This is a genomic window from Vibrio cyclitrophicus (genome assembly GCF_024347435.1).
Taxonomy (GTDB): Bacteria; Pseudomonadota; Gammaproteobacteria; order Enterobacterales; family Vibrionaceae; genus Vibrio; species Vibrio cyclitrophicus.
The window spans coordinates 675,224-700,392 of the sequence record NZ_AP025481.1; the positions used below are offsets into that span (position 1 = coordinate 675,224).

Annotated in this window: 21 protein-coding genes; 11 read left to right on the forward strand and 10 right to left on the reverse strand. The window is 42.6% G+C overall.

Annotated features, from left to right (window positions below):
- Nucleotides 1-15 precede the first annotated feature (15 nt).
- Nucleotides 16-1,269 (reverse strand): outer membrane protein transport protein, encoded by a 1,254-nt coding sequence (locus tag OCW38_RS17910; RefSeq protein WP_102265335.1) that lies wholly within the window; start codon nt 1,267-1,269, stop codon nt 16-18.
- Nucleotides 1,270-1,625: 356 nt separating this feature from the next.
- Between OCW38_RS17910 and OCW38_RS17915 the strand changes: the two genes are divergently transcribed.
- Nucleotides 1,626-2,708, forward strand: a complete 1,083-nt coding sequence (locus OCW38_RS17915) for a site-2 protease family protein (RefSeq protein ID WP_010429606.1) — start codon at nt 1,626-1,628, stop codon at nt 2,706-2,708.
- A gap of 103 nt (nt 2,709-2,811) precedes the next feature.
- On the opposite strand, the gene OCW38_RS17920 is transcribed toward OCW38_RS17915, so the two are convergent.
- Nucleotides 2,812-3,600: a M48 family metallopeptidase gene (locus OCW38_RS17920; RefSeq protein WP_016767433.1), complete on the reverse strand. Its 789-nt coding sequence runs from the start codon at nt 3,598-3,600 to the stop codon at nt 2,812-2,814.
- A 138-nt stretch (nt 3,601-3,738) separates the two neighbouring features.
- On the opposite strand from OCW38_RS17920, the gene OCW38_RS17925 reads away from it, so the two are divergent.
- From OCW38_RS17925 to OCW38_RS17945, 5 genes are all read left to right on the forward strand, one after another.
- The gene (locus tag OCW38_RS17925; protein ID WP_010429610.1) at nt 3,739-4,164 is read left to right on the forward strand and encodes a hotdog fold thioesterase; all 426 of its coding nucleotides are present in this window, start codon (nt 3,739-3,741) and stop codon (nt 4,162-4,164) included.
- An 86-nt stretch (nt 4,165-4,250) separates the two neighbouring features.
- A complete protein-coding gene (locus OCW38_RS17930; RefSeq protein WP_016798013.1) occupies nt 4,251-4,484 on the forward strand; it encodes a DUF3389 domain-containing protein in 234 nt (77 codons plus the stop codon).
- Between the two features lie 163 nt (nt 4,485-4,647).
- Nucleotides 4,648-6,339: an SgrR family transcriptional regulator gene (locus OCW38_RS17935; RefSeq protein WP_016798014.1), complete on the forward strand. Its 1,692-nt coding sequence runs from the start codon at nt 4,648-4,650 to the stop codon at nt 6,337-6,339.
- Between the two features lie 30 nt (nt 6,340-6,369).
- Nucleotides 6,370-7,290, forward strand: coding sequence for a DMT family transporter (locus OCW38_RS17940; protein WP_010429614.1), 921 nt, complete (start codon nt 6,370-6,372; stop codon nt 7,288-7,290).
- A gap of 21 nt (nt 7,291-7,311) precedes the next feature.
- Entirely contained in the window at nt 7,312-7,563 is a 252-nt protein-coding gene (locus OCW38_RS17945) for a hypothetical protein (RefSeq protein ID WP_010429617.1), read from the forward strand.
- A gap of 107 nt (nt 7,564-7,670) precedes the next feature.
- Here the strand turns inward: OCW38_RS17945 and OCW38_RS17950 are convergent, their stop codons facing one another.
- Nucleotides 7,671-8,279: a DUF2238 domain-containing protein gene (locus OCW38_RS17950; protein ID WP_016785230.1), complete on the reverse strand. Its 609-nt coding sequence runs from the start codon at nt 8,277-8,279 to the stop codon at nt 7,671-7,673.
- 201 nt (nt 8,280-8,480) lie between these two features.
- On the opposite strand from OCW38_RS17950, the gene OCW38_RS17955 reads away from it, so the two are divergent.
- Together OCW38_RS17955 and OCW38_RS17960 are read left to right on the forward strand one after the other, a co-directional pair.
- Nucleotides 8,481-9,320, forward strand: a complete 840-nt coding sequence (locus OCW38_RS17955) for an isopenicillin N synthase family dioxygenase (RefSeq protein ID WP_010429622.1) — start codon at nt 8,481-8,483, stop codon at nt 9,318-9,320.
- 157 nt (nt 9,321-9,477) lie between these two features.
- Nucleotides 9,478-10,116, forward strand: coding sequence for a DNA-J related domain-containing protein (locus OCW38_RS17960; RefSeq protein ID WP_016767430.1), 639 nt, complete (start codon nt 9,478-9,480; stop codon nt 10,114-10,116).
- A 145-nt stretch (nt 10,117-10,261) separates the two neighbouring features.
- On the opposite strand, the gene mrdA is transcribed toward OCW38_RS17960, so the two are convergent.
- The 5 genes from mrdA to OCW38_RS17985 form a co-directional block, all read right to left on the reverse strand.
- A complete protein-coding gene (gene mrdA, locus OCW38_RS17965) occupies nt 10,262-12,160 on the reverse strand; it encodes a penicillin-binding protein 2 (RefSeq protein ID WP_016767429.1) in 1,899 nt (632 codons plus the stop codon).
- A gap of 235 nt (nt 12,161-12,395) precedes the next feature.
- Nucleotides 12,396-14,051 carry an ABC-ATPase domain-containing protein gene (locus tag OCW38_RS17970; RefSeq protein ID WP_010429631.1) on the reverse strand — a complete coding sequence of 552 codons (1,656 nt, stop codon included), beginning with the start codon at nt 14,049-14,051 and terminating at the stop codon, nt 12,396-12,398.
- Nucleotides 14,052-14,170: 119 nt separating this feature from the next.
- On the reverse strand, nt 14,171-16,078 hold the full coding sequence (locus tag OCW38_RS17975; protein ID WP_016767428.1) for a sensor domain-containing phosphodiesterase: 1,908 nt from the start codon (nt 16,076-16,078) through the stop codon (nt 14,171-14,173).
- 176 nt (nt 16,079-16,254) lie between these two features.
- Entirely contained in the window at nt 16,255-17,454 is a 1,200-nt protein-coding gene (fabV, locus tag OCW38_RS17980) for an enoyl-ACP reductase FabV (RefSeq protein ID WP_016785951.1), read from the reverse strand.
- Between the two features lie 81 nt (nt 17,455-17,535).
- Nucleotides 17,536-18,177 (reverse strand): arylesterase, encoded by a 642-nt coding sequence (locus tag OCW38_RS17985; protein WP_016767426.1) that lies wholly within the window; start codon nt 18,175-18,177, stop codon nt 17,536-17,538.
- Between OCW38_RS17985 and OCW38_RS17990 the strand changes: the two genes are divergently transcribed.
- From OCW38_RS17990 to OCW38_RS18000, 3 genes are all read left to right on the forward strand, one after another.
- Nucleotides 18,176-18,850, forward strand: a complete 675-nt coding sequence (locus OCW38_RS17990; protein ID WP_010429639.1) for an ABC transporter ATP-binding protein — start codon at nt 18,176-18,178, stop codon at nt 18,848-18,850. The two genes, OCW38_RS17985 and OCW38_RS17990, sit on opposite strands and share 2 nt — an antisense overlap.
- 1 nt (nt 18,851) lies before the next feature.
- A complete protein-coding gene (locus tag OCW38_RS17995; RefSeq protein ID WP_010429642.1) occupies nt 18,852-21,290 on the forward strand; it encodes an ABC transporter permease in 2,439 nt (812 codons plus the stop codon).
- A 549-nt stretch (nt 21,291-21,839) separates the two neighbouring features.
- Nucleotides 21,840-23,294 carry an FAD-dependent oxidoreductase gene (locus tag OCW38_RS18000; RefSeq protein WP_016767424.1) on the forward strand — a complete coding sequence of 485 codons (1,455 nt, stop codon included), beginning with the start codon at nt 21,840-21,842 and terminating at the stop codon, nt 23,292-23,294.
- Between the two features lie 151 nt (nt 23,295-23,445).
- On the opposite strand, the gene OCW38_RS18005 is transcribed toward OCW38_RS18000, so the two are convergent.
- The gene (locus tag OCW38_RS18005) at nt 23,446-24,396 is read right to left on the reverse strand and encodes a 5-oxoprolinase subunit C family protein (RefSeq protein WP_016767423.1); all 951 of its coding nucleotides are present in this window, start codon (nt 24,394-24,396) and stop codon (nt 23,446-23,448) included.
- Nucleotides 24,389-25,156 carry a 5-oxoprolinase subunit B family protein gene (locus tag OCW38_RS18010; protein WP_016767422.1) on the reverse strand — a complete coding sequence of 256 codons (768 nt, stop codon included), beginning with the start codon at nt 25,154-25,156 and terminating at the stop codon, nt 24,389-24,391. Before OCW38_RS18010 ends, OCW38_RS18005 begins: the two co-directional genes overlap by 8 nt.
- Between the last annotated feature and the right edge of the window lie 13 nt (nt 25,157-25,169).

The window sequence follows — 25,169 nt, forward strand, 5'->3', positions numbered from 1 at the left end:
ATTATTCCCGTACGGTTAGTTGAACGTGTAGTTAAGTTGTATCGCTGAAAGGTAAGCAACGCCTTCAGCATCAAATGTAAGCTTTTGTCCTGCTGCATCGGTTTCGGTAAACGAACCACTTTCACTTTGTACTAACGCAAATGCTGCATCGACAGTCATGTTTTCAGAAACTGCATAAGTTAAACCGGCTGAATACCACATACGGTCGCTATCGGGGATGCTTAACGTTGCTTCACCAGCTTGTTCGTCATATGCCAAACCGGCACGTAGAGTCCAGCTTTGGTTAACCATGTAAGTAGCACCTAAAGACCATCTTTGGTTGTCTTCGTAATGCTCGGTTTTTAAGAAACACTCATTATTTTTACAATCTGAACTCGTTGCTTTTAATTCTTTGAACTTACTCCATTTGGTTAATTGCCAACCATAATGTATTGCCCAAGCATCGCTAAGTTGATGAAAAGCAGATAGTTCAAAGATATCGGGTAGTTCAATTTCTAAGCGTCCGGTTGTCTTACCTGGAGCACCACTCTCCATTTTTAAGCCGGTGTAATCCGTGAACTCTCCGTCATCAAAATCAAGTTCAACAGATGAGCGATAGCCAAAACCAAAACGGTTATTTTCATTCAGTTCGTACAACGCACCCACATTCCAGCCAAAAGCGAACGTTTCACCAGTCATTGATATCAGTTTGTCACTTGGCGATCCGCCAACAGGCAGGCTGCCTTTGTGTCTATTTAACTCAGCTTCCGCATATACCAGATTGATACCAGCGCCAAGGCTTAAGCTTTCATTTACTCTGTAAGCAATGTTTGGATTTAGGTTTACGGACACCAAAGATGTGTCACCAGCTAAATCACCTGCATAAATATCGTCGGGATAATCAGTAGCAACGCCATATGTAGTGAACATGCCAATCCCCCATGCCCACTTTTCATTGATTGGACTGATGTAGTAAGCGGCCGGGACTATTTGCAAAGGGGCTACGTCAGAAGACTTCTGATTGAAATCGCTATCATTAATTTTGGTTTGAGTGACGTTAACCTCTGGATCAACGATAGAAACCGCGCCTGAAAATTGGGCTGTATCAAATAGGGTCATCGCGGCGGGGTTTCTCGCTAGTACACTTGCGTTGTCCGCTACCGCGCCTTCACCTGAAAATGCGCGACCAAGACCTGAGGCAGAGTGCTCAGCAACTTGGAAACCAGCCGCAAGTGAGTTACATGCAAATAGCACAGAAAGTGAAACGAGAGAGCGTTGTATTGTTTTCATCCTTGACCCTCCTAGGGCATCAAATCTCATTCTTATTGTTGAAAACACAGGGAGCATTCTTGTGAACGATGCTCTAATGTAAATAACATGTTAAATTCATGTTTCATGTAAAGTCAAAGAGTGAGTTGTCATTTTGTGAAGTTATATTTTTAGGGAGCGGGACTTTAACATCAATAATATGTATGCAATCAATGATTTATTCGTGGTTGGAGGTGTGACCAGAATGTTTATGCGCACTATCGGCATAAATAGTGTCCAATTGCTCAATATGTAACAGTTTTGTTTATGTTTACCGTTTATCACTAAATCGGCATAATGTTGATTCGTTTTGAAAGTCATTAGATTGGAATTTAAATTTGGAATTACTCGCTGTAGAATTTCTTGGGAAGCCACTTCGTTTAGAAGGGTCAATGGCAGGATGGCAGCAATTATTTTGGGACAATACGTTAGTGTCGCAACTTGATGCAACTACGGAGTTAGATAACGCTCGAATTCATACATTTACGCTACGTGCTGGTGAAGATACGTTGCAGTGTCACGTTGAAGCCTTGGTTCAATGGCAACCGTTTGAGATGACGTATAAAGCGTCAGTTAATGGCCAAACCATTACTGAAGGCACTCGTAATACTAAAGATATCGAGCAACAAACACCCGTTGTAGCACCTAAACCAGAGAAGCGTTTTAGCTTAATCGGTTTAGTATCACTTGGTATGAAAGCGCTCAAAAGCGCTAAGTTGATTAAAGTAGTTTTAGCCTCTGCAAGTTTAGCGGCTTATTCATGGTTGTTTTCTATTCAGTTCGCCTTGGCCTTGATCGCTTGTCTAATGTTTCATGAATATGGTCATATCAGAGCGATGAAGTACTTTGGTATGAAGACTAAAGGCATCTATTTAATACCATTCCTCGGTGGCTTGGCGCTCTCTGACGAAAAGATTAATACACGCTGGCAAGACGTGGTGATCTCGATTATGGGACCACTGTTTGGGTTGATATTGTCGTTGGTATTTATGGTGTTGTATTGGGCAACTGGTGAGATGTTCTTTGCCGGGCTTGCAGTATTTAATGCCTTGTTAAACTTATTCAATCTGCTACCGATCTTGCCTCTTGATGGCGGCCACGTGTTGAAAAGTATCAGCTTTTCGATGAACAGCGTGTTGGGTATTGTACTCTGTGTCGCAGCCGCCGTTGCAGGTGTCGTGTTGAGTTACCAATTGAACTTAACCCTGTTTGGTTTCCTATTAATTATGGGTAGTGTTGAGATTCTGTTCGAATGGAAAGGGCGTCATCACAGTCACTTGCTGCCGTTAGATAGGTATGGACAAGTAGTGTCATTCGTCTGGTATGTTGGTTTGGTGAGTAGCTTGATTGGCGTTATTTGGTATTTCGCGTCAACAGGTGATGAACTACTAAGCCTTCCGTTACAAATTCTAGGCACTTAATCTGTGAGTTGAACCAGTTCGAATAGCTCATGAAACCAACAAAAACGCCCTAACCAAAATGGATAGGGCGCTTTTGTATTAAGCCATGTTACTGATGGGTAAATTATGCTTTGCAATTTGGTTTCGTGGCACCAGACTGAGGTAACGTTTTGATGGTTGCTTGCAGATCCTTGATACGCGTGCTGTGAGAAGGGTGCGTAGACAACAGTTCTGGCGGTTGACTTCCACCTGATGCTTTTGCCATGTTTTGCCACAAGTCGACGCTCTGGTTAGGATCGAAGCCAGCCTGAGCCATATACTCTAAACCTACGACATCGGCTTCTGACTCTTGAGTTCGGCCATAAGGTAGAATAACACCGTATTGAACTCCTAAACCTAGGGCTGCCATCGTCATCCCTTGGTACTGTTTGTACTCCGAAGCTCCCAAGGCGACGCTAGTGATAGATAAACCTGTATTAGCTATTTGAGACTGAGAAAGACGCTCATTACTGTGATCCGCTAATACGTGTGCAACTTCGTGGCCGATAACTGTCGCCAATTGGTCTTGGTTAACCGCAACATTGAGCAAACCCGTGTATACGCCAATTTTTCCGCCAGGTAGCGCAAAGGCGTTCACTTGGTCGCTATCAAAAACAACGACTTCCCATTCACTAAAGCCTTGTTTAGGAATGTGTTGAGTAATACTGTTCGCTACACATTGAACGTACGCGTTGGTTTTTGCATCTTTACTGATTGGTTGTTCTTTCTTCATTTGTTCAAAAGACTGTGCTCCAAGCTGAGACATGTCTTGATCTGAAAAAAGCAGCAATTGGTTTCTTCCTGTCGGGGAAGCGCTACATGCGGTTAGGCCTGCAAGTGTGAGAAGCGAGGCAAACTTCATCCATGACGTCATACAATATCCTCTGTATATTCGGTTTTTATGCATGTTAACATCAACTTGCGTAATAACTAATAGTTGTAAGATAACTTATAGCTTTAAGACAAAAAAAGCGGCTCACGCGATAGCAAAATCAATAATTAAGGACCCAACATGACGATCTGGAAAAAGCCCGTTGACCTCGATATTTTCAACGCGACCTCAAAGAATACCTTAATTGAGCACCTCGACATTGTTTACACTGAAGTTAACGATCGTTCTTTAGTGGCAACGATGCCGGTTTGTCACTTTACGCACCAACCGCTGGGCATGCTTCATGGCGGTGCATCGGTAGTTTTAGCCGAAACGCTAGGTTCACTCGCAGCAAACTTCTGCGTTCCTGATGGTTACTATTGCGTTGGATTAGACATTAATGCCAACCACGTTCGTTCAATGCGTGAGGGCCATGTTATCGGCACTGCCGAGCCTATTCACCTTGGCGTGTCTACCCAAGTATGGCAGATAAACATTACTGATGAGCGTCAACGCTTAGTCTGTACAAGCCGGCTAACTATTGCAGTGAAGAAGCACAAACGTTAATTCGATAAGAAAGGCTGGGGACAGGAATCAATCCATCCTCAGCTTATTAACCTCATATAAACTGTTTATTTTAGTTAGAGAAATCCATGGTCATAACGTTTAAAAGTGGAAAAGTCATCGCAACAACACATGAGCTAGTTGTTCGTCTGAATGGTGAGCATAGAGTCACACTACAAGCGCAAGTTGATGCGATTCAACTGATCGGAAAAGGGGCAAACGTTATTTCTGCCAACGGTTCAGAATGTAAATGGTCGATTAAATTAGACAATGAACAACAGCTCCGTGACATCGCCAATGAAATTGGCTGCGATGTGATGTAATTACTGGCTATGACAGCGTTTATTCAAACCTTTCGCTTTCTGTTAAGGATACTAAACCGACTCACATTCATAATCTCTTCGTAATAAATCATAAGTTCGATTGATTTTGACTCGTAAAATAGGGAAACTGAATTCAATATCCTTTGAATAAGTTTTCCTCTTTATGAGTAGCCCAAGACTTCGTGTTCAATTTGAAACTCTATTTGAATATTTTGACGGTAAAGATTCTGATGTTCAGTTAGACGACATCACAGATGTCCTTTGTTGTACGCGCCGAAATGCCCGAATGGTTCTCAACAAGCTCGAAGAAGAAGGGTGGGTAGAGTGGTTACCTGCTGCGGGGCGGGGTAAATTATCTCAACTTATCTTTAAGCAGAATCGTTGTGATGTAAGCGAAAACTTAGCTACGCGCTATTTACAAGAAGGCAAAATTGGACAGGCACTTTCAGTGCTCGACCACAATGCTGCAAAACTCACTCAAGTTATACAGAACTATTTAGGTGTACAGTATCAAGAGGGTGAACAGGTCATACGTTTACCTTATTATCGTCCACTATCAATGCTCAACCCTACCAAATCAATGCGCCGTTCTGAACAACACATTGCTTGTCAGGTTTTTAGTGGTTTAACCCGCCTAGACGAAAATGATCAACTACAGCCGGATTTAGCTCACTCTTGGCAAAAAATAAATGACTATCAATGGCGATTTTTCTTGAGACCGGGGGTCCGCTTTCATAACGGAGAACCGCTATTAACTAATCATGTAGTGGATACGCTTTTACAACTTGAGCCGCTCAATATGTTCTCTCATATTAAAGATGTCTCATCGCCAGCAAATTGCGTCGTCGATGTTTTTTTAACGCGTCCGGATAGGCATTTCCCCCTCGCTCTCACTGAATCGGTTGCTAAAGTCACGTTACCGATGACTTTACGTGGCGAAGATTATGATATTAGACCTATCGGCACCGGCCCGTATCGCGTAGAGAAGAACGACGAAAAGCAACTCGTGTTAAATGCTTTTAATGGATACTTTGGTTTTAGGCCTCTGATAGACCGTGTTGAAGTTTGGGTTGTCGATGAGGCGTATTCATCAATGGTTTATCCAAGTCTTTCTAAGCCTGTGATGGCAGACCGTGGCGACAGTGATGAAGTTGAACTTGATCCTGGTTGTACGTATTTGTTACTGAACAGAAAAAAGGGTATTGCAAAAGATCCGGCGTGGGCAGAGTTTTTATCGAACACCTTGAATGCGGCTGATCTGTTTGTGCATATTCCCAAAGAAACTGTCATAGACCTGGGCGTACTTCACGCATATGGAATCAAGCCTGGTTGGTATGACATCAAATTGAAGACTCCAGTTTGTCCACCAGCAAACAGTAAACCGACTATAAGACTGGCGTACCAATGCCAGCATCCAATGTTTCCAACGTTAGCAAAAGCGATTGTCACAGTATTAAAGCAATACAATGTTGATGTTGAACTTCACGGTTACAAAACCGAACCACCACATGCCGATGACGTTGATATTTGGATCAACCCAATGGGTATTGCTAATAATCGAGACGATGCGTTGGCGGGTTGGTTGATGGATTACAGTTTTCTCGATGAATCTAGCCCAGCGGACGATTTTGACCAGTGGTGTCATATGATTGATCGTTGGCGGTCCGGTGAATTTGAGCAATTCCCTGCAAGACAACTTGGTAAACAACTCGTACAAAGTAATCAATTGATACCTATGTTCCATTGCTGGTTAGGTGTTAATAAAGATCAATGCGGTACGCTGCAAAATGCCAAGTGCAATGCACTTGGTTGGTTCGACTTTAGCCAAGTTTGGGTTAAGCCTGAAGTTGATTGAAATACTAGAAAATGCAATTAGGACAAAACAATGCAAACTGCGATGATCACACTTATTACGCTGGTGGCCTTTGCTGCCAATTCAGTCTTGTGTCGCTGGGCATTAATGGATCAAACGATTGATCCTTTGAGTTTTTCGATCGTGCGTATCTTGTCTGGTGCGGCGACACTTCTGATTTTATTAACCTTATCTTCCCAATCTAAATCGACATCTGAACCTAAGCTTGTGGAGTCAAAAACAAGTGCATCCGCTCTCACAAAGCTTAGGTCTCAATTTCAATTGACTTCAATATTGTCGCTGCTCGTTTATATGTTTGGTTTCTCGTTTGCTTACTTGGAACTTGGAGCCGGGCTTGGTGCTCTCGTGCTCTTTGTCGCTGTGCAATTTACTATGATTGCGGCACACTTGTTGTCAGGAAATAGAATGTCATCACTTGAGTGGGGGGGATGTCTATTGTCTGTCGCAGGTCTCGCTTACTTATTGATGCCGACAGGATCTGCTCGTTCACCAGATTTGCTCTCTATTGTATTGATGTCATTAGCAGGAATCGCGTGGGGTATTTACACGTTAGCAGGTAAAAAATCCACAGACGCTCTTCAATCAACGACTGCCAATTTTGCATTCGGTTCACTAGCCATTATCGTAGTGTTAAGTATATTAGTTGTTCTACCTAGCGTGTTACCTCAAATATCTATCACCGAACAAGGCATGATTTACGCGGTTATGTCAGGTTCTGTTGCTTCGGGAGTGGGTTATAGCGTGTGGTATTACGTCGTGAAAAAGCTCAATACTGTGGTTGCGTCGATCGCGCAGCTTTCTGTGCCAGTAATAGCAACGCTTGGAGGCGTATTATTACTATCTGAACCAGTAACCATGCAGTTTGTTGTTTCATCTACGGTTATTTTACTTGGGATCAGCTTGGTTCTTGTCGCACCTAAACTTAAGAAATAAAGAGTTGAATCATTAACTTCTATGGCTAAACCAAATAAGAAACAACCGATCAAAACGGTTCAGATTTTCTGTGCGAAATGTAAAACGCAACTTTTTAAGTATCGCAAAGGTGGCAAAGGTGCACTCGTGAAGTGTTTTAAGGAGCGTATTGTTGAAGACTTCACGACAGAGCCATGTGTGTGCCCTGAATGCGGGGTTGAATTTGCGCGAGACACCTTGGTTCGAGGGACGCCTGCTTACAAATTTGTTGGTGGAAAGGTCACAATGAAATAAACAGTCATTATCAAATACCAAGTATGATGACCCACTAAAAATGCCACAACACTGTTTGTGTTTGGCATTTCAACGTTGCTTTTGATACTCAGAATAAAAGATTGAGCTCAATAAGCTCTGACAATCCCTTGAAGCTTAAGAAGCAGTAGTGAAACAATTGCACCCGTGGTATCACACAGCATGTCTTTCTGTGCATCCCAAATATCACCTTGTGAACCAAGGAACGAGATACCTTCATCACCACCTGCAATCTCCGCGTACCACCACTCTATAATTTCATAACCTGCAGCCACACTCATGATCGCAAATAGCGCAAAGAAACAGGCCAATATCGGTTGAGCCAGCTTTTTACGAATCAAGTACTCAGCGAGTGGGTAAGCATAAAGACCAATAGAGAAGTGCGCCACGCGGTCAAAGTTGTTACGTTCAGAACCTATCATGTTATTGAACCAATCAAATGGCACTTCTGCGAAAGTATATTTCGCGCCAATCGTGTGCAAGATAAGCCAGATAAACATTAGAGCATAAGACGTTTTTGAGAAAGTAAGCTTAGTCGAAAGCCACCAAATACCAACGAGAATACATAATGCAGGTACAATTTCCGCTATCCACACAGCTCTCGAAGAAGGCGAAAATGCAGAGAATAGAAAGATAACCAAATAGAAGGCGGTTAACGTAAGTAAAGGTCTATTTTGAACAAGTGGTGTAGTTGTCATCATCAGATCCCAATATAAGTTTCATTAATAGTTACACAATTTTGAACGCTGTTCAATTGGGGGGTGTATTACCAAATTTGTTGAAAATTAGTGTTGTAGCCCAGTATCTAGACAAACGATTGCGAGAGTTTCACAAAAGTTTGATTTACAACAAAGCGAACCATAAAATCTCTCAATCACTACATAACAAGAAAGAAAGTCATGAAACTGGAAACTGTCGATTATCTTGCTGACGACGCAGCAGAACAATTTGTTCGCTCTCTACGTGAAACTGGATTTGGCGTACTAAAAAACCACCCAATCCCGAAAGAGCTTGTTGAGTCTATTTACGAAAACTGGTACCAATTTTTCATCTCTGAAGAGAAAGAGAACTTCCACTTTAATATTGAAACACAAGATGGATATTTTCCACCTTCAGTGTCTGAAGTTGCAAAGGGCCACACTGTAAAAGATATCAAAGAGTACTTTCACGTATACCCTTGGGGTCAGATTCCTGATCAGTTGAAAGAACAGATTCTAGATTACTACCAACGTGCTAACACTTTTGCTCAAGAGCTATTGGGTTGGGTTGAAGCGCATGCTCCTATAGAAGTACAAGAGAAATTTTCAATTGCTCTGTCTGAAATGATTAACGGTAGCGAGCAAACATTACTTCGCGTACTTCACTACCCACCAATGCAAGGTGACGAAGAGCCAGGCGCTATCCGTGCAGCTGCACACGAAGATATCAACCTACTGACTGTTCTTCCTGCTGCAAACGAGCCGGGCCTTCAAGTTAAAGCTCAAAATGACGAGTGGTTAGATGTTCCATGTGACTTCGGTAACATGATCATCAACATCGGCGACATGCTTCAAGAAGCGTCAGGCGGTTACTTCCCATCAACGACACATCGCGTGATTAACCCATCGGGCGAGCGCCAAGAGAAGTCACGTATCTCTCTTCCGCTATTCTTACACCCGAAACCAGAAGTGGTATTATCAGAAAAATACACTGCGAATGAATATTTAATGGAACGTCTACGAGAGCTTGGCGTTATCTAATTAAATAAGTTTTATTTTCTAAAGGGCCAGCGTAATGCTGGTCCTTTTGCTTATATACGTTTAACTGTTTGAATTTTTTTTATTTGAAACTCGACAAATTTCCATAAATCGCTTTCAATTAAAGAACTTCAGGTACTTGGCCACGGGCCCATTCATTATGCTAGACAAGCTAAATACATCGAGCAATCAAGACATAAGCTGTAGTTTCCAAGCTCATATGGAAAACCCTTTGCTTTGGCCAATTATGGAAGTACTCAAACATAAGCCAAGTGGCTGGAAAGTGCATACACTAGCAGCGCACCTCAATGACCTTGGGCTTGTTCCAGTGTTAGATGCTGTGGCTGAGAAAGAGTTGTTCAAAAAGAACTTCCTCATCATGAATGCGCTTTATCAGCTTCAAGAAACCTTACACCCTGATAGCTGGCTGCAAGTCCAAGCGATGGATATCGAATTGATGAATGGTCGTTATCACGAAAGCAGTCACTGCATCGATCATCAAGACCCACTTAGAGACTACTACATTAACTGGGTTAACTATGAAGCTGATGAAGGCGAAGTCAAAAGGCTGTTGAACGAATTTTGGACTCGATACAGGAAGTTTGTTGGTGGTGATGAGCTCGATATGGATCGAAACCGAGCGTTGAGCTTATTTGAGTTACCTTTAGACGCCACTCACCATGAGATTAGAAAACGATGGAGACAACTGGCGTTGAGATGGCATCCAGACAGAGACGAAGGCAACACGGCAAAATTTCAAACGCTCTGTGAAGCGTGGCATGTATTGCGAAGCTCGTAATCGAACGTAACTTTTTGATACCTAGTTGATTTGAAGCCCAAAATAGAAGGCCCTACCTAGTGAGTGAAACAAGTAGGGCTTTGTCGTCATTACGTCTATGTGCTTTAACATACGTTATGTGTTGGTGCTATTTTATTTGTTAGTGCTAGGAGTGATCTTTGTTCTGACCACTTTTATGCTCAAAAGCATAATCCAGAACTTTGCGGATATAAGGCGCACCTACTTTTGAACCACCGTTACCATGTTCAATTACAACAGTTGCGACATATTCAGGGTGTTCATAAGGTGCAAAGGCTGTGTAAAGAGCGTGGTCGAGTAGGTGCGTTGCGAGCTTTTTAGAGTTGTAAACTTGATCCTTCGCCAGATCAAACACCTGTGCCGTCCCTGATTTCCCACCACTAGTATAATTAGTTCCCTTAAATGCACGTCTGCCGCTGCCTCTACTACCGTGGTTTACGAGTCGCATTGCGTTGATCGGCACATCCCATATATTATCTGGCACCTCAGTGATAGACGGCATTGAATCAGATTTAACAAGTTGTTGCGTGTCAAAATCTTCTCCGTGATCTAACGTTGCTCGTAAAATATGGGGAGGCATGACTTTACCGTGATTAACCAAAACTGACGTTGCTTTAGCTAATTGTAGAGGTGTAGAAGTCCAGTAGCCCTGGCCAATACCGATTGGAACTGTATCACCTTGATACCAAGGCGTACGATAGCGCATCATTTTCCACTCACGTGTCGGCATATTGGCGTTACTCTCTTCATAGATATCAATTCCTGTTGGTTTGCCAAAGCCAAAGCGATTCATCCAAGTTGAAATACGATCGATGCCCAGATCAAAAGCGGTTTGATAAAAGAATGAATCAACCGATTCTTCAATCGCTTGTGTCACATCGACAGGACCATGTCCCCAACGCTTCCAATCTCGCCATGCTTTCGAATTGGATTTAGAACCTGGAATTCGCCATATACCATGATCATTACGAACGGTATTTTCTGAAATGACATGCTCTTGTAGCCCAGCAACGGCCATAAATGGTTTAACTGTAGAGGCGGGCGGGTACACGCCTAACGTTGTGCGATTCACCAAGGGATGAGCAGGATCGTTCAGTAATACTTGATAGTTTTTACTCGATATACCATCAACAAACAGATTTGGGTCATAACTAGGACTGGATGCCATCGCTAAAACACTGTTGTCTTTCGGATCAAGAATCACAGCACTACCAGTGCGATTTTCGAGTTGCTCGAACACGTACTTTTGTAACTCGATATCGATGTTGAGAACGATGTCTTTACCTGCGACGGGGGGGACGTATTGGATTGTTCTCACAACACGACCACGGCTATTGACTTCAACTTCTTGATAACCTTTTTGTCCGTGGAGTAAGTCTTCGTAATATCGCTCCACGCCGAGTTTACCTATGGTGGTAGTGGCTTGATAGTTAGCGTCTTTACCTTGTTCTTCTAGCTTTTTTAGATCGCTATCATTGATATGAGCAACATACCCTAAAACATGAGTTAGTATTTCACCGCTAGGGTAAAAACGTTTTAGGCTGGTATTGATGGATAAACCCGGAAATTGATATTGATGAACAGAAAACTTAGCGATTTCTTCTTCTGTGAGGTTTTCCAGTATTGTTACCGACTTAAAACGGCGAGTGTTCTTAAAGCGCTTTGTGAAACGAGCGATTTGTTCCTCATTTAGAGGAATAAACTTATTGAGCTTTTCGATCATCAACTCAACGTCATCCGTTTGTTCAGGAATCATTGTCAAATCATAGACGAGTTGGTTTTCAGCCAATAGCACACCATTGCGGTCGTATATCAGCCCACGAGTCGGAGCGATTGGCAGTACTTTGATTCGATTACCATCGGCGCGAGTTTGGTAGCTCTCAAAATTTTGGACTTGGAGTCTATAAAGATTTCCAATCAAGACGAGGGTGAAGATCACAATCCCGAAAAATGCCACGATGACACGATTTCTGAATAAATTTACTTCGCTTTTATGATCACGCATTTTTACGCGTTTGTGGTTCATCAAAACCTCAGTCAGTTACATTTAGTTACATTTGTCGAGGCAGGACTTTATCTGAATATCACCATGGCTTTGTAAAAGCTGTGTCATTATTTACAAGATTGTCTGATATTACGAATGCAATAAAGAAAACTGAATTAAATTAGACGGGGATCCACGAGAAATTTAGAGAATACACGCGAAAAAATGGCCCTCATGAGTGAGAGCCGAAGATATGTATTAGTGCTGTTGGGTATATCTAGTTCGAAGGTTTGAACTGAGATTTACGCATACGGTTTAGAGCCGCCATTACATCGAGTATTCTTGGTTTTGCTAAGTCACCATATTTCGGCATGTTTGCGTACCATTCATCACTTAGAATTGCGTTGAATTCTTTTGCAGGGTTGTTTGACCAACCCGGCGTTTGTGCAAACTGGAACCAAGCCCAACCAATCGCGTTCACTTCTGAAGTCGACTCTAATTGCTCTAATGCTGAAAGGTCTGCAAATTCCTTACCAAAACGCAGTGACTCTTTGCCTTTCGCGTTAACTCGGAATTTTCCGTCAGTAAGAATGTTCATTAGTGCAGCGCGGTTTAACGAGCGAGGAACAAACGTTTCTAATGCAGTCTCACATTCGTTAGTTCGCTGAGTAGGATGTTGAGCGATCACTTCTTGAGCTTTTTCAGTGACGTCTACGGCTTGGTAGTCGTGCATTTGAATCACAGTATCTGCCACATCTAAGTAATCGCCAGAACCACCCATTACTACGATAGTTGATATGTCCATCTCTTCGCGAAGTTGACCAATACGGTCAACAAGTGGAGTGATAGGCTCAGCCCCTTTTGATACCAGCGCTTGCATACGCTCGTCACGAATCATGAAATTAGTCGCTGACGTATCTTCATCGATAAGGAGCGTTTGTACACCCGCTTCAATCGATTCTTGTAACCAAGCAGCTTGAGATGTAGAGCCAGAAGCATCTTGAGTACTAAAATCAGACGTATCTTTTTGCATCGGTAAATGGTTGATGTAGTTAGATAAGTTCAAGTTATGTACGCATCGGCCATCTTCCGCTCGGATCTTCATTGTATCCGTAGCAGTAACAATGCCTTCACGACCATCACCAGGAATATGGTTGTAGATAGAACGTTCTACGGCGTTCAATAGTGTAGATTTACCATGGAAACCACCACCAACAATCAGTGTGATACCTTTTGGAATACCTAGGCCTGTCACATCACCTTGGTTTGGTGTGTTTAGCGTCACACTCAAAGACTCTGGTGCTAGGAAAGGAACCGCACCTTTCATTGGCAGGTCACAGTTACCTGCAATACGAGGTAATACACTGCCATTTGCAACGAATGCCGCTAGGTTGTTTTCTTCTAATTGAGCACGTAATGCGTCTTGGTCTTCAACAGCTTCACAATGTTTAATCATCGCTTCAATGTTGAGTTCGCGTTCAAGCGTTGCGCGACGAATAAACTTAGGCAAATAGAATGTAATGATGTTAATTGCTTTCTTTGCAAGAATACTGCGACCATCAGCAGGTAGGTTGATACGAAAACGAATTTCGATACCGTGATCAGTGAAAACAACAGCAGTATTGTCTAAAACGGTTTGACCTGTCAGTGCAATAGAGACCGTCGCTTCTTGCTTAGCAAACTCAGAGAAGCTGCGTGCAATAAAATCACGAGCTGCTACTTGGTATTCATAAGATTTTTCTTTAAGCCAATCTAACCCTGTTAACGACCAGGCGCGTGTTGCGCGAAAACGTGAAGATGATGCATACGGGTCACCTTGAACGTGGTCGATGTGTAATTCGAAATCAGCAAAGTCGTATTGACCTTTAATTTGTTGATATGCGCGGAAGTTTTGTTTTTCGAGCTTTTTAAGCTTTGCAGTCAACTGATCCATAACGAGGAATGCCTATATAAAGGGAAGATAAAAACAGAAAGGCGGCGATTATAAAAATCACCACCTTTAGAGTAAAGAGAAAGTAGGCCTAAATCCAAAACTAACTGATCTTTTTCGCTTTAAGCGTAACGAGTTGTCCCTAAATAGTTTTGATTGATTAAGCTGTGTTCGAATTCTTGGCTCGGCATTGGTCTACCGTAAAGATATCCTTGAGCCACATCACAACCCTCATCAATAATAAACTTCTCTTGAACTTCAGATTCTACTCCTTCAATCGTCACTTTTAAGTCGAGCTTTTTGGCTATTTGAACAATAGATCGGACAATTTCTGAGTCTTCATTTGAGTTGAGCATTTGGTCGATGAAACTCTTATCAATCTTAATAACATCAAACGGAAATTTCTTAAGGTAACTGAATGATGCGTAACCGGTACCAAAATCATCTAGTGACAATGTAACGCCAATGTCGTGTAGTGATTCCAATGTATTCTTGGCAACAACTTCATCTGCAATCAGTCCACTTTCAGTGACTTCCAGTTCTAATAAATAGGGCTCAAGGTGGTAAGTTTCTAATAGGTGAACGACTTGTTCTGCAAAGTGGACGTTCTTGAGTTGGACTGCTGACACATTAACAGCCATTTTGAAGTCTTGAACGTGTTCCGACCATTCTTTGGCTTTTTCGATCGCATGACGTAGAACAAAGCTACCGACTTCAAAAATCAAACCGTTTTGCTCAGCCATGTGTATCAAAGTTTCGTTGGAGATGTCTCCCAAAACTGGGTGACGCCAACGTAGTAGAGCCTCTGCACCAACCCAGCGATGAGTTAATGGACAGACTTTGGGTTGAAAATAGAGCATGAGGTCATCATTACGAACGGCCTGTAGTAGGTAACTCTCAATCTTATTGATGTGACTTTGTTCTTCGGCATGGGTTTGCGAGTAGTAAGCAAATTTTTGTCCTGAATCTTTACAAGCAAGCATCGCTTCTGATGACTTTTGCAATACACTTTCCGCATCGTCTTCACTATCCGTTACCGCAATCCCAATAAATGCATGTAAGTGAATTTTATCGTTTTCAATATCGAACTCGGAATGTCCCACTCTAACCAAAGTTTGACAAAGCTCTTCAAGGCGATGGTCTAAATCTTTAACACTGAACGCAAGTACGAGGTCAATCGAAGTAGGGCGCGCGGTTAATACCTCAAGATCGGCTATGCTGTCGATTCGTTGTCGATATTCTACGAGCACTTGATCTAATGCGTTGTAACCATAGCGTGCTTGGATGCGTCTTCCGTTAGTAAATCCAATATGGACGACAGCGAATGAACGGCCAGTTAGCGTTGTTTTGGCTGAAAGTTTGTTGTTTAAGCGGGATTCAAACGCATTGCGGTTTAAAAAACCGGTTCCTAAATCATGATTCTTTTGGAAATTGATCTTTTGCTCAGCGGCTTTTCGTTTATCAATTTCTTGATTTAAGGAATAGTTGAGGCTTGCGAGATCCTTGGTTCGAGTATAAACGCGATTTTTCAAGTCTCGATTCATTTGAGTCAGCTTAGCGTGTTGAAACAGGGTTTTTAGCTGAGATTCTATAGAGATTCGAAAGCTTTCTAACAGCTTGATGTAGGTAGGTGTGTAATGGTTTTCTTTAGAATCTAAAATACATATGGTGCCGAAAAGCTCACCATTAGGCCATAGCAGCGGAATACCACAGTAAGAAACTAAGCCGAGCTCGACATCTGGGTTGTTTTTCCATTTTGGATCGGCCAAAGCGTTGGGCACAACGAGCTGTTGTTGAGACTCCATAACGCTTTCACAATAAAGCCCGTTTCCCAATATTTCTGTATCGCCTTTCTTATATGGGTTGTTTTCACTGCTGCTAGTAGAGAATACTTCAAGGTAATTGGTGTGAACACGCATGATGAGTGCAGCGGGCACTTGAGTGATTTGAGCTAAAAGGTCAACAATATTTTGCCAACTAGACTCCATATCGTCTGGGATGTCTAAATCTAGAGTTTTGATTTTCTTCATATGACTCCGAGTCTATTATGCTAAATGCATCAACACATCCTGTGTCAATTATGATGAACCAAAAACTGTGAATCTTACGTAAACTAAGTATAAGAAATGTTATAGAAAAAAACCTCTGCAATTTCACAGAGGTTTTCAAATATGAATCTGGGTCTCAGTAATGAGATAAGTTTCAATTAAGGCTTTAACTTTATAAAATCTTCAGTGTTAAGTTTCTGATTATAGTCTACGGATGGCTGAGCAAATCCATTTAACTGCAGAAACTCCTCTTTAAACCCTTTGTAGTCACCCAGGGTTTGGAAGTTATTTCCATCCATAACATCAAGTAACTCTGCAACATGCGCTTGTGTCTCAGGATCTAACTCCCAATCATCCATTCTTATCAGGCGTTCACCATCAAGTGGTACTTTTGATTGGCCATATAATTTGCTGCTAAAAAGACGCTGCATCTGCTGGATACAACCTTCGTGTGTCTCCTTTTCTTTCATTACTTTATACAGAGCAAGTAGGTAAGGACTTAATCCTGGAATGAATACGCTTGCCTTAGTCACCAATGCCTTACAAACCGTCGCGTAAGCGTTACCATCAAAGTTTGCCAACTCAAGGTTGAGCGCGTGGCTGGTTTGGTGAAGATCTATCTTGGCACGACCTAAAGTGCCGTCTAGATAAATAGGGTGTGTCACTTCTGGGCCAACATAAGAAAACGCAATTGTCTTACACCCTGGGGCAATAGATTCTGCGTTAATGAGCTCATCTATCCAGTTTTCCCAATCTTCTCCGCCCATTACCTTGAGTGTACTTTCGGCTTCTTCTTCCGTCGCAGCTTCAAGCGTATTGGTCACCCAGTTGTCATGTTGAAGAGAGATGGTGGCTCCGGTAACGCTTTCGCCAATAGGTTTAATCGCGGAGCGCCAGAATTCATCGGAATCGGGTTTAGGTCTAACGCCAGCAGCTAAGCTGTATACAATGAGATCGACTTCACCTTCAAAGTAAGTCTCAATGGCTTCAACAACTTGTGCACGTGTTTCTTTTGAAAAAGCATCTCCAACGATGTTTATCGCAGTACGTTGTTCACGTTCGGCTTCTTTTTTGAAATAGATGTTGTTGTACCAACCGGCGGTCCCTAGCGATTTTTCATTAGGACCACGTTCAAATGAAACACCGATGGTGTCTGCGTTAGCCCCGCCAAAAGTAAGAGCGATACGAGAGGCGAGGCCGAAGCCCGAGGAAGCGCCGAGAATCAGTACTCGTTTAGGGCCATCTTTGATTTGCGGCGCACTCTTAACAAATTTAATTTGTTGCTTGACAGCTTCTTGACAGCCGAGAGGGTGTGCGCTTTTGGCTACCACACCCTTGATAATAGGTTCGATCAGCATAAATAACCTTACAGTTAACGGTGATATGCACTCAGGCTAACGTAAAGCTGTGTAAAATTTATTGAGCTAGACCATTAAAACCTAAAGATACTGATATAATTCTTCGGCGACAAATTCAGCGATCCAAGGTTGAGCTTCAGGTTTTGGATGCAATCCATCGTTCATCATCCACTCAGGTTTAAGGATGATATGCTCCAGGAAAAATGGCAAAAGCGGTACATTTTTTTGATCAGCAAGTGACGTGAAAACGTATTCAAATTGTTGGTTATAACGCTTACCGTAGTTAGGTGGGATTTTTATCTGCATCATGATTGGTGTGGCGCCCGAGGCTTTTATCTGCTCAATGATTTGGTCTAAATTTGCAGACATAAGCTTAGGTGGGAAGCCACGAAGTCCGTCATTCGCTCCTAGCTCAATAAGAACGGTGTCAGGCGCATGCTCTTCAAGTAGCTGCGGTAAACGTGCTAAACCGTTGCCTGTTGTGTCACCAGAGATACTACCATTAACCACGGTAATCGCTTTATCATGCTTCGTAAGAGCGTCCGGCAGCAAACTTGGCCAACTCTGTTTGATATCCATGTTGTAGCCAGCACTCAAACTATCGCCAAGTATCAATAAAGTAGCGCTTGGATCTAACGTAGGATTTCGAACTAGCTCAGTATTTTGAGCCAACGAAGCGGTTGAAAATAAAATAAAAAATAAAAAGGAAATTAGTCGAGTCATGCATACATCCATCATAAAAGCAGAAGCTGTTTCCAAGACAGTGTCTACTAATCAAGAACATTTAACAATCTTAGAACACGTCGATATCGATATTCGTGAAGGCGAAACTGTGGCGATTGTGGGGACATCCGGTGCTGGTAAATCGACCTTAATGACTTTGCTTGCGGGTCTTGATGTACCAACAATGGGCGAAATCAGTTTATTAGGTCAGCCTCTATCACAACTTGATGATGAAGCTAGAGCAAAAATCCGCAGTGAATCTGTCGGGTTTGTATTTCAGAGCTTTTTGTTAATCCCAAGTTTATCTGCACTGCAAAATGTCACACTACCTTGTTTGCTTAAAGGTGAAGACGAAGACATCGAACGTGCGACCGCTTTATTAGAGTCTGTCGGATTAAAAGACAGGCTCGATCACTTACCATCTCAACTATCTGGCGGCGAGCAACAAAGAGTAGCTTTAGCCCGTGCCTTTATGATCAAACCAAAAATCTTGTTTGCCGATGAACCTACCGGCAACCTAGACCAACAGACGGCAGCAAAAATTATCGAGCTGTTGTTTGAGCTCAACTCTTCCCACGGAACAACGTTAGTCTTAGTGACACATGATCCTAAGCTTGCACAACGTTGCCAGCGAACTTTGAAAATGCACGTCGGTCATATAGAGGAAGTCTAAATTGAATTCATCAAAGGGACTCAACAAACGCCTGTTTTCATGGAGTATAGAAGAGATTCGACACGGACAACTGTGGCCAGTATCGATCGCTTTAACGCTAATTATTGCCTGTGTATTCGCGTTGTCAGCGTTGGCGGAGCGTATGGAACAAGTCATTGTTAAGCAGGGAAAGGATGCTTTAACAGCGGACAGTGTGTTTATTTCGGCGAACCCAATCCCACAGCTCTTACTCGAACTCACTGAAGCTGAGCAGTTAGAAAGCTCCCAATTAACCCGTTTTTCAACCATGGCATTTAGTGACCACTCAATGCAGTTAGTCACGGTTAAGGCTGTTGAAAGCAATTATCCATTACGCGGCGAAATGATACTTCAGCAAGCTAATGATACGTTTAGAAATCACGTAGAGCCGGGGGAACTTTGGCTGGATGAACGTATATTTGCTCAACTTGAAGTTGAAATTGGTGACAATGTCACGATTGGCGATGCGGATTTAACGATAACAGGGCGAATCACCCAAGAGCCTGGGTTGAGCTTTAACCCATTCCAACAGATGCCTGCAGTATTGATACACGAAAGTGATATCGATGCCACAGGTGCAATTCAACCGGGCAGTCGCGTTAGCTTTAGATTGTTTTTGAACGGCGATGAAACACAGCTTAAATCCGCTCAAGACAGTATCGAATTAACACCAAGCGATCGATGGCGCACGCAAGATTCAGCAAGCCGCACCAATGAGATGTTTGAAAGCACCACGCAATACCTGTCACTGACCGTTGCCATCGTGGTGATTATGGCTGCAACGACTTTAGTTTTAACTTGCCAGCACTATGTGGCGAGTCGTCGTAAAACCATCGCGATGCTTAAAAGCTTGGGGGCGAGTAAGCAATGGATCATTAAATGGCTGTCAGTACAGGTCTTTCTACTTGTGGTTATTGGCGCAGTATTAGGCATCGCTATAGGTATAGGCCTAGAGTTTTTGCTTCGAATTCCGCTCGGAGACTTACTGCCAACGCCGCTTCCTAGCTATGGTGCAGAACCTGCTATTTTGGCCATTTTATCTAGTCTTTTGATTGGTGTTCCTGCACTCGGAATTCCATTGATTGGCTTGGTCTCGACCTCAGCAATCAGCGTGATTCAATCGAGCCACCAGTCAAACGAAAGTTATAAGAAGTACTTGTTATTGCTCGTTCCTATTATTCCAATGATGTTGATGTACGGCGATAACTTGTTGGTATGGATAGTCTTAGTGGGTATTGCATGCCTGTTCCTAGTGCTAGCAATAGTGAGTACGGTTGTTCTTCGCCTATTCAGTAAGTTGCCAACGTCAACATCGATGCGCTTGGCGTTAAGCCGAATTAATCGGACACCATTAGCAACGGGCATCCAATTTGGCTCTTTGGCTTTGTCTTTAATGTTGTTATCGATTATTTGGTTAGTAAGAAGCGATTTATTATCCGATTGGCAACAAACCTTACCTGAAAACGCACCCAATGCTTTCGCACTGAATATTGCGAGCTATGAAAAAGACAGTTATCTCGCGACCATTGACTCGAATGAAGTAGAGCGTACTCAAGCGTTTCCAATTATTCGTGGACGATTGACGACAATCAATGGCGTAGAGGCAGCAGAATACAGCGATACATCTGATCAGACCGACGCCCTTAGTCGTGAGATTAATTTCACTTGGGGTGATAGTTTGCCTGAATACAATGAGGTGCTAGAAGGCAGTTGGACACAAGAGCAGGGCGTGTCTGTTGAATCTGATGTGGCTGATCAACTTGGATTGAAGATTGATGATGAACTTTCGTTTACCATTAATAGCCAAAGCGTTTCCGCAAAAGTGAATAGCATCCGAGAAGTAGAGTGGCGCGAAATGAAACCGAACTTCTATTTTATCTTTACTCCTGATGTTTTGAGTTCGATTCCGTCAACCTGGCTAGTGAGCTTCAGGCTCGAAGAGCAACACAATCAAATGCTCAACGAACTGTCCCGAAAGCATCCAACCGTCAGTTTGATGGATATTCGTAAAATGGGTAGTAAGATCCAGGAACTACTCAAGCAGATTGTTTGGTCTATTACCGTGCTTGCGGCTTTGGGTGTTGTAGCGGGGCTGTTACTCATTTTTACCTTACTAAGGTTGAGTTTATCCCAAAGACAACAAGAAATACGCTTGTATCGAACTCTAGGGGCAAGTAAGAAGCGGATTCTCAACACGATTTGGTGTGAATATGGCTTAATGGCTTTAGTCGCGGGTTCTATTGCTGCTCTAGGTTCAGAACTTAGCGTAGCCGGTGTAATGAACTTTGGTTTTGAGTTAGAACCATCGCTTCACCCAATGCTCTGGGTTGTTTTACCAATTCTTACTTTCATCACGCTAGCTGCTGTCGTGAATAGTTTGATTAAACGATTGTTAGCGCCAATGAACAAAGATTTTGGTTAAAAACCAACAGACGGCAAGTAAAGATTAAAAATTAACGAAATCGAGTCAAACGGTCTAAAGTGAATTTTTTATACTTAATCATGCACTATCTATAATACACCGCTTTAGATCGTTTTTTATTTGACCAACTCGTAGTATAAGTAAAAAATTTCACACCTTAAAATCGACATTTTTTAGCATTAATTAAAAGTTATTGAGCAATAATGCCGATTTAATGAACAACGGTTAGTCCCTGTAAACAAAGGGTTTGCGCAACTTAGCAAGAACGTTATCAACAGTTATCCACAAAAACGGTGGATAACTTTAGGGATAAGTTAACATCATTGTTTTACAAGTATTGAGGCAGCCTTTATGTGGCGTCACTTAGGGCAAATTCGACTGTTAGAATAACCTTTAAAACTCTATCTGGAGTTATTGAGTCAAGAGATTATTTATATTTTTTACATAGATATTAATAAGTGCCCAACTAAGACCTTGATAAAAATGTGTTTTAATTCGTCGCAGAACAAAAGTAGAATAGAGACAGTTAATCATATTCTACAGAACACGATGAACCACAACAAAACGGATACAAATCAACCTTCTATTGCCATTGTTGGTGGCGGCATTGCCGGAACGACAAGTGCGATTCACTTTAGTGAGTTGGGTTTTAATGTCACTATCTTGGAAAAAGGGCCGAGTTTGGTTAATGGCCCACCTATTTGCCACCTGCACGCGGGCGGCAATTTGTATCGAGATATTTCTGTAGAGCAATGTCTACAACTTCTCACTCAGTCTATTGATACCGTCCGTTTATTCCCACACACCATCAATATACGCCCAACAATCATTGCTGTGCCGCATAGTGATGGTGGGGAACCAATGGATCTACTTCCTCGTTTAAAGATAATCAAAAACGCTTACGCTGAGCTTGTTAAACAAGATAACAGCAATCAAGTGCTTGGTGACCCGGATGAGTACTACAAACTTTATAGCAAAGATGAGTTGTTAGCCCTTTCTACAAAAACTCAGCCTCTAAAACCGATTTCACTCGACGACTGGTGCATTCCTTTTGCTAAGCATACTAATTTAGATACGCTTAAATACCCGGTCGCAATGGTTCAAGAGTATGGCTGGAGTGTATTTCGACTTTCGGCGACGGCTCAACTGTCTTTAGGTAAGCAACCGAATTGTACTGTGTTGACCAACAGTCGCTTAAAGTCTGTTGAATCGACAGGACAAGGCTGGTCTTTGACTTACTCAGACCATGAAAACCAAAACCAACATCTGACGACTGACTACTTGATCAATGCTAGTGGGTTTGAAACAGGTATTGTGGATGATTTTGTCGGTTCGAAACAACAAAGACTTGTTGAGTTCAAAGCTGCATACGTGACAGAGTGGCCATATTCTCAAGAATGCAAAGAAGAGTGGCCAGAGGTAATCTTCCATGGCCCGAGAGGCACCCCGCAAGGTATGGCGCAATTAACGCCGTATGCTGATGGTGTGTTCCAACTTCACGGTATGACAGAAGGGATTACTCTGTTTGAGGGTGGGCTAGTTTCTTCATCAACAGATTCGTCCCAGCCACAGTTGCCTTCAAAGCTTCTTAAGAAAATCATATCCGGTTGGAGCGAAGAGCAACTTGAATTAAGAACTCGTGCTGCAATTACGCATATGTCTCAGTTCATCCCAAGTTTTAGTTCTGCAATGGTTGGTGGCAAACCTCTGTTTGGCGCGCAGCAGATTCCAGGAACCGATCCGAGTCTAAGAGCTTCAGATGTTTCATTCTGTGGTGATCGCTATGCTCGACTTGAAGTCGTAAAGGCGTCTTCAACACTAGAGGCCGCGCAGAAGGTTGCTCAACGTTGGTTTGGTGTGACCGAGACTATGCCGATTGAAAGCGCACACTCAGTGACAATGTCACTTAACATAAATGATATTGAAAACAGAGCGATAGACTTGACCAAGGAACGTGGTTACCCGGACGCTCTTGCTAAAATATCAGGGCAAGAGCACCACTAAAAGCTTATTCAGCCTTGTTTGTTACCCAAACCAAGATGCCAAAAGTCAAACCCAGCTTACTAGCAAGTAGTAAGCTGGGTTTATAATTTAAACGCCTTTTTATGCGAACATAGTCGCGGAAGCTTCGAATAGCCATTCTAAACAGAAAAGATCAATAACCAAAAAACTGCGCCCACTGACACCATACATCTTGAAGCCCCAAGCGATCGCCTCTACTAAACGAAATTGGATGCCCTGGTTTGGCTTGTGCCAAGCGCGGTAAGTCGATTCTCGCAACACATCCAATCTTTGGATAACCCCCAATGGTCTGTCTGTCATTGAGCAATACGATCGGTTGCCCATCTCGTGGGATTTGAATCGCACCAAGGGCGATACCTTCGGACAATAGAGAAATATCAGGGGAATCGACTGGCTCGCCATTGAGTCGATAGCCCATTCGATTCGAATTCTGGTCAACGTTATATTGCGTATTATACAACGTCTCTTTTGCTGGTTCTGAGAAGAGGTTGCTTTGGTAACCTTCAATAACTCTTAAATTTACTGGTAGGTTGTAATCCGGTTTATAGCGGAAGGTCACACTCAACGCTTTAAAAGGGCGAGTAATACGATGCTTGGAAAAACCAATTTGTTGCCCTTGTTTACAGGGTTCTCCATCTTGATCAAGCCCACCAATCTGTTCTCTCGTTACAGTCGAACAGCTATGAAGGGTGGAAGGAACATCGAAGCCTCCTTTAATTGCCAAATACGCTCTTAATCCATTTTTAGGTAGACCAAATGAGAGGACTTGTCCTTTAAAAGCTTGGAAAGTACTCCAGTTCCCTAAAAGCATACCATCTAACTTCGCTTGTAGATCGCCGCCGCATAACGCCATCTCACAATCAAAATCTATTTTTAGCGCACATTGACCGAGTGTAACTTCCAACGCCGCTAAGTTAACGGCATTTCCTAATAGATAATTAGCCCAACTATAAGAGTAATCATCAACTGGCCCGCCTTGTGTCAACCCAAGGTGAGCGACACCAAATCGGCCAAAGTCTTGAATCAAACTCAAAGGGCCTGGTTTAACTACTGTAAGCGTCGGTTTATTATTTAATTTACCCATATGTGATATCTCCACCAAGCGCTATAAACCTAAGATCCATAAACTCATGTTTTGATATCGCTTTAAAACGGACAGTATCACCTACATTCAGCAGTGATAGCGGAACTTGTGTAGTATCTGCGTTCTTCAATTGGCTGTGGTCAAACAGCGACAAAGGGCAGTTGCCAATAATGTTCCAACCACCTGGTGACTCCGATGGGTAAACCGCCGTTTTTGATCCTGCAATTGCGATACTTCCTTTAGGAACACTTAAGCGCGGGGTTGAGTGACGTGGTAACGCAAGCCTACTCACCACATCCGACATAAAGGCAAAGCCGGGAATAAATCCTATCGCGCTGACACTGTAGGTCTGAGAGGTGTGATATTCAATGATATCCTCAATCGACAAGCCTTTCACCTGATACCTATCTAAATCAAGCGCGGTTTCAGGTGAGTAATAGGCGGGTAGTTCAATAACATTGAGCGCTTCCTGAGTCTCTGAGAAGGAAGAAAGCGCTACAGCTAATAGCGAATTAAGCTGTTTGATAAACTGTTGCTCTGAGATTCGATAAGGTAAGTAGTCAACCAATATAGTGTGGTAAGCGGGTGTCACATTCATCAATACAGTTGTTAAGTTCTGGCGAATGGCATCAGAAAAATGAGCCATATACTGCGCATTGATCGCATTAGTATCACCTTTTAAATGCGGCAACGTTAACGTGATTAAAACGCTACATTCGGCAACCGGCGCTATATTAAATTCAATCGGATTCGTCGTCATTTCGTTTCCATAC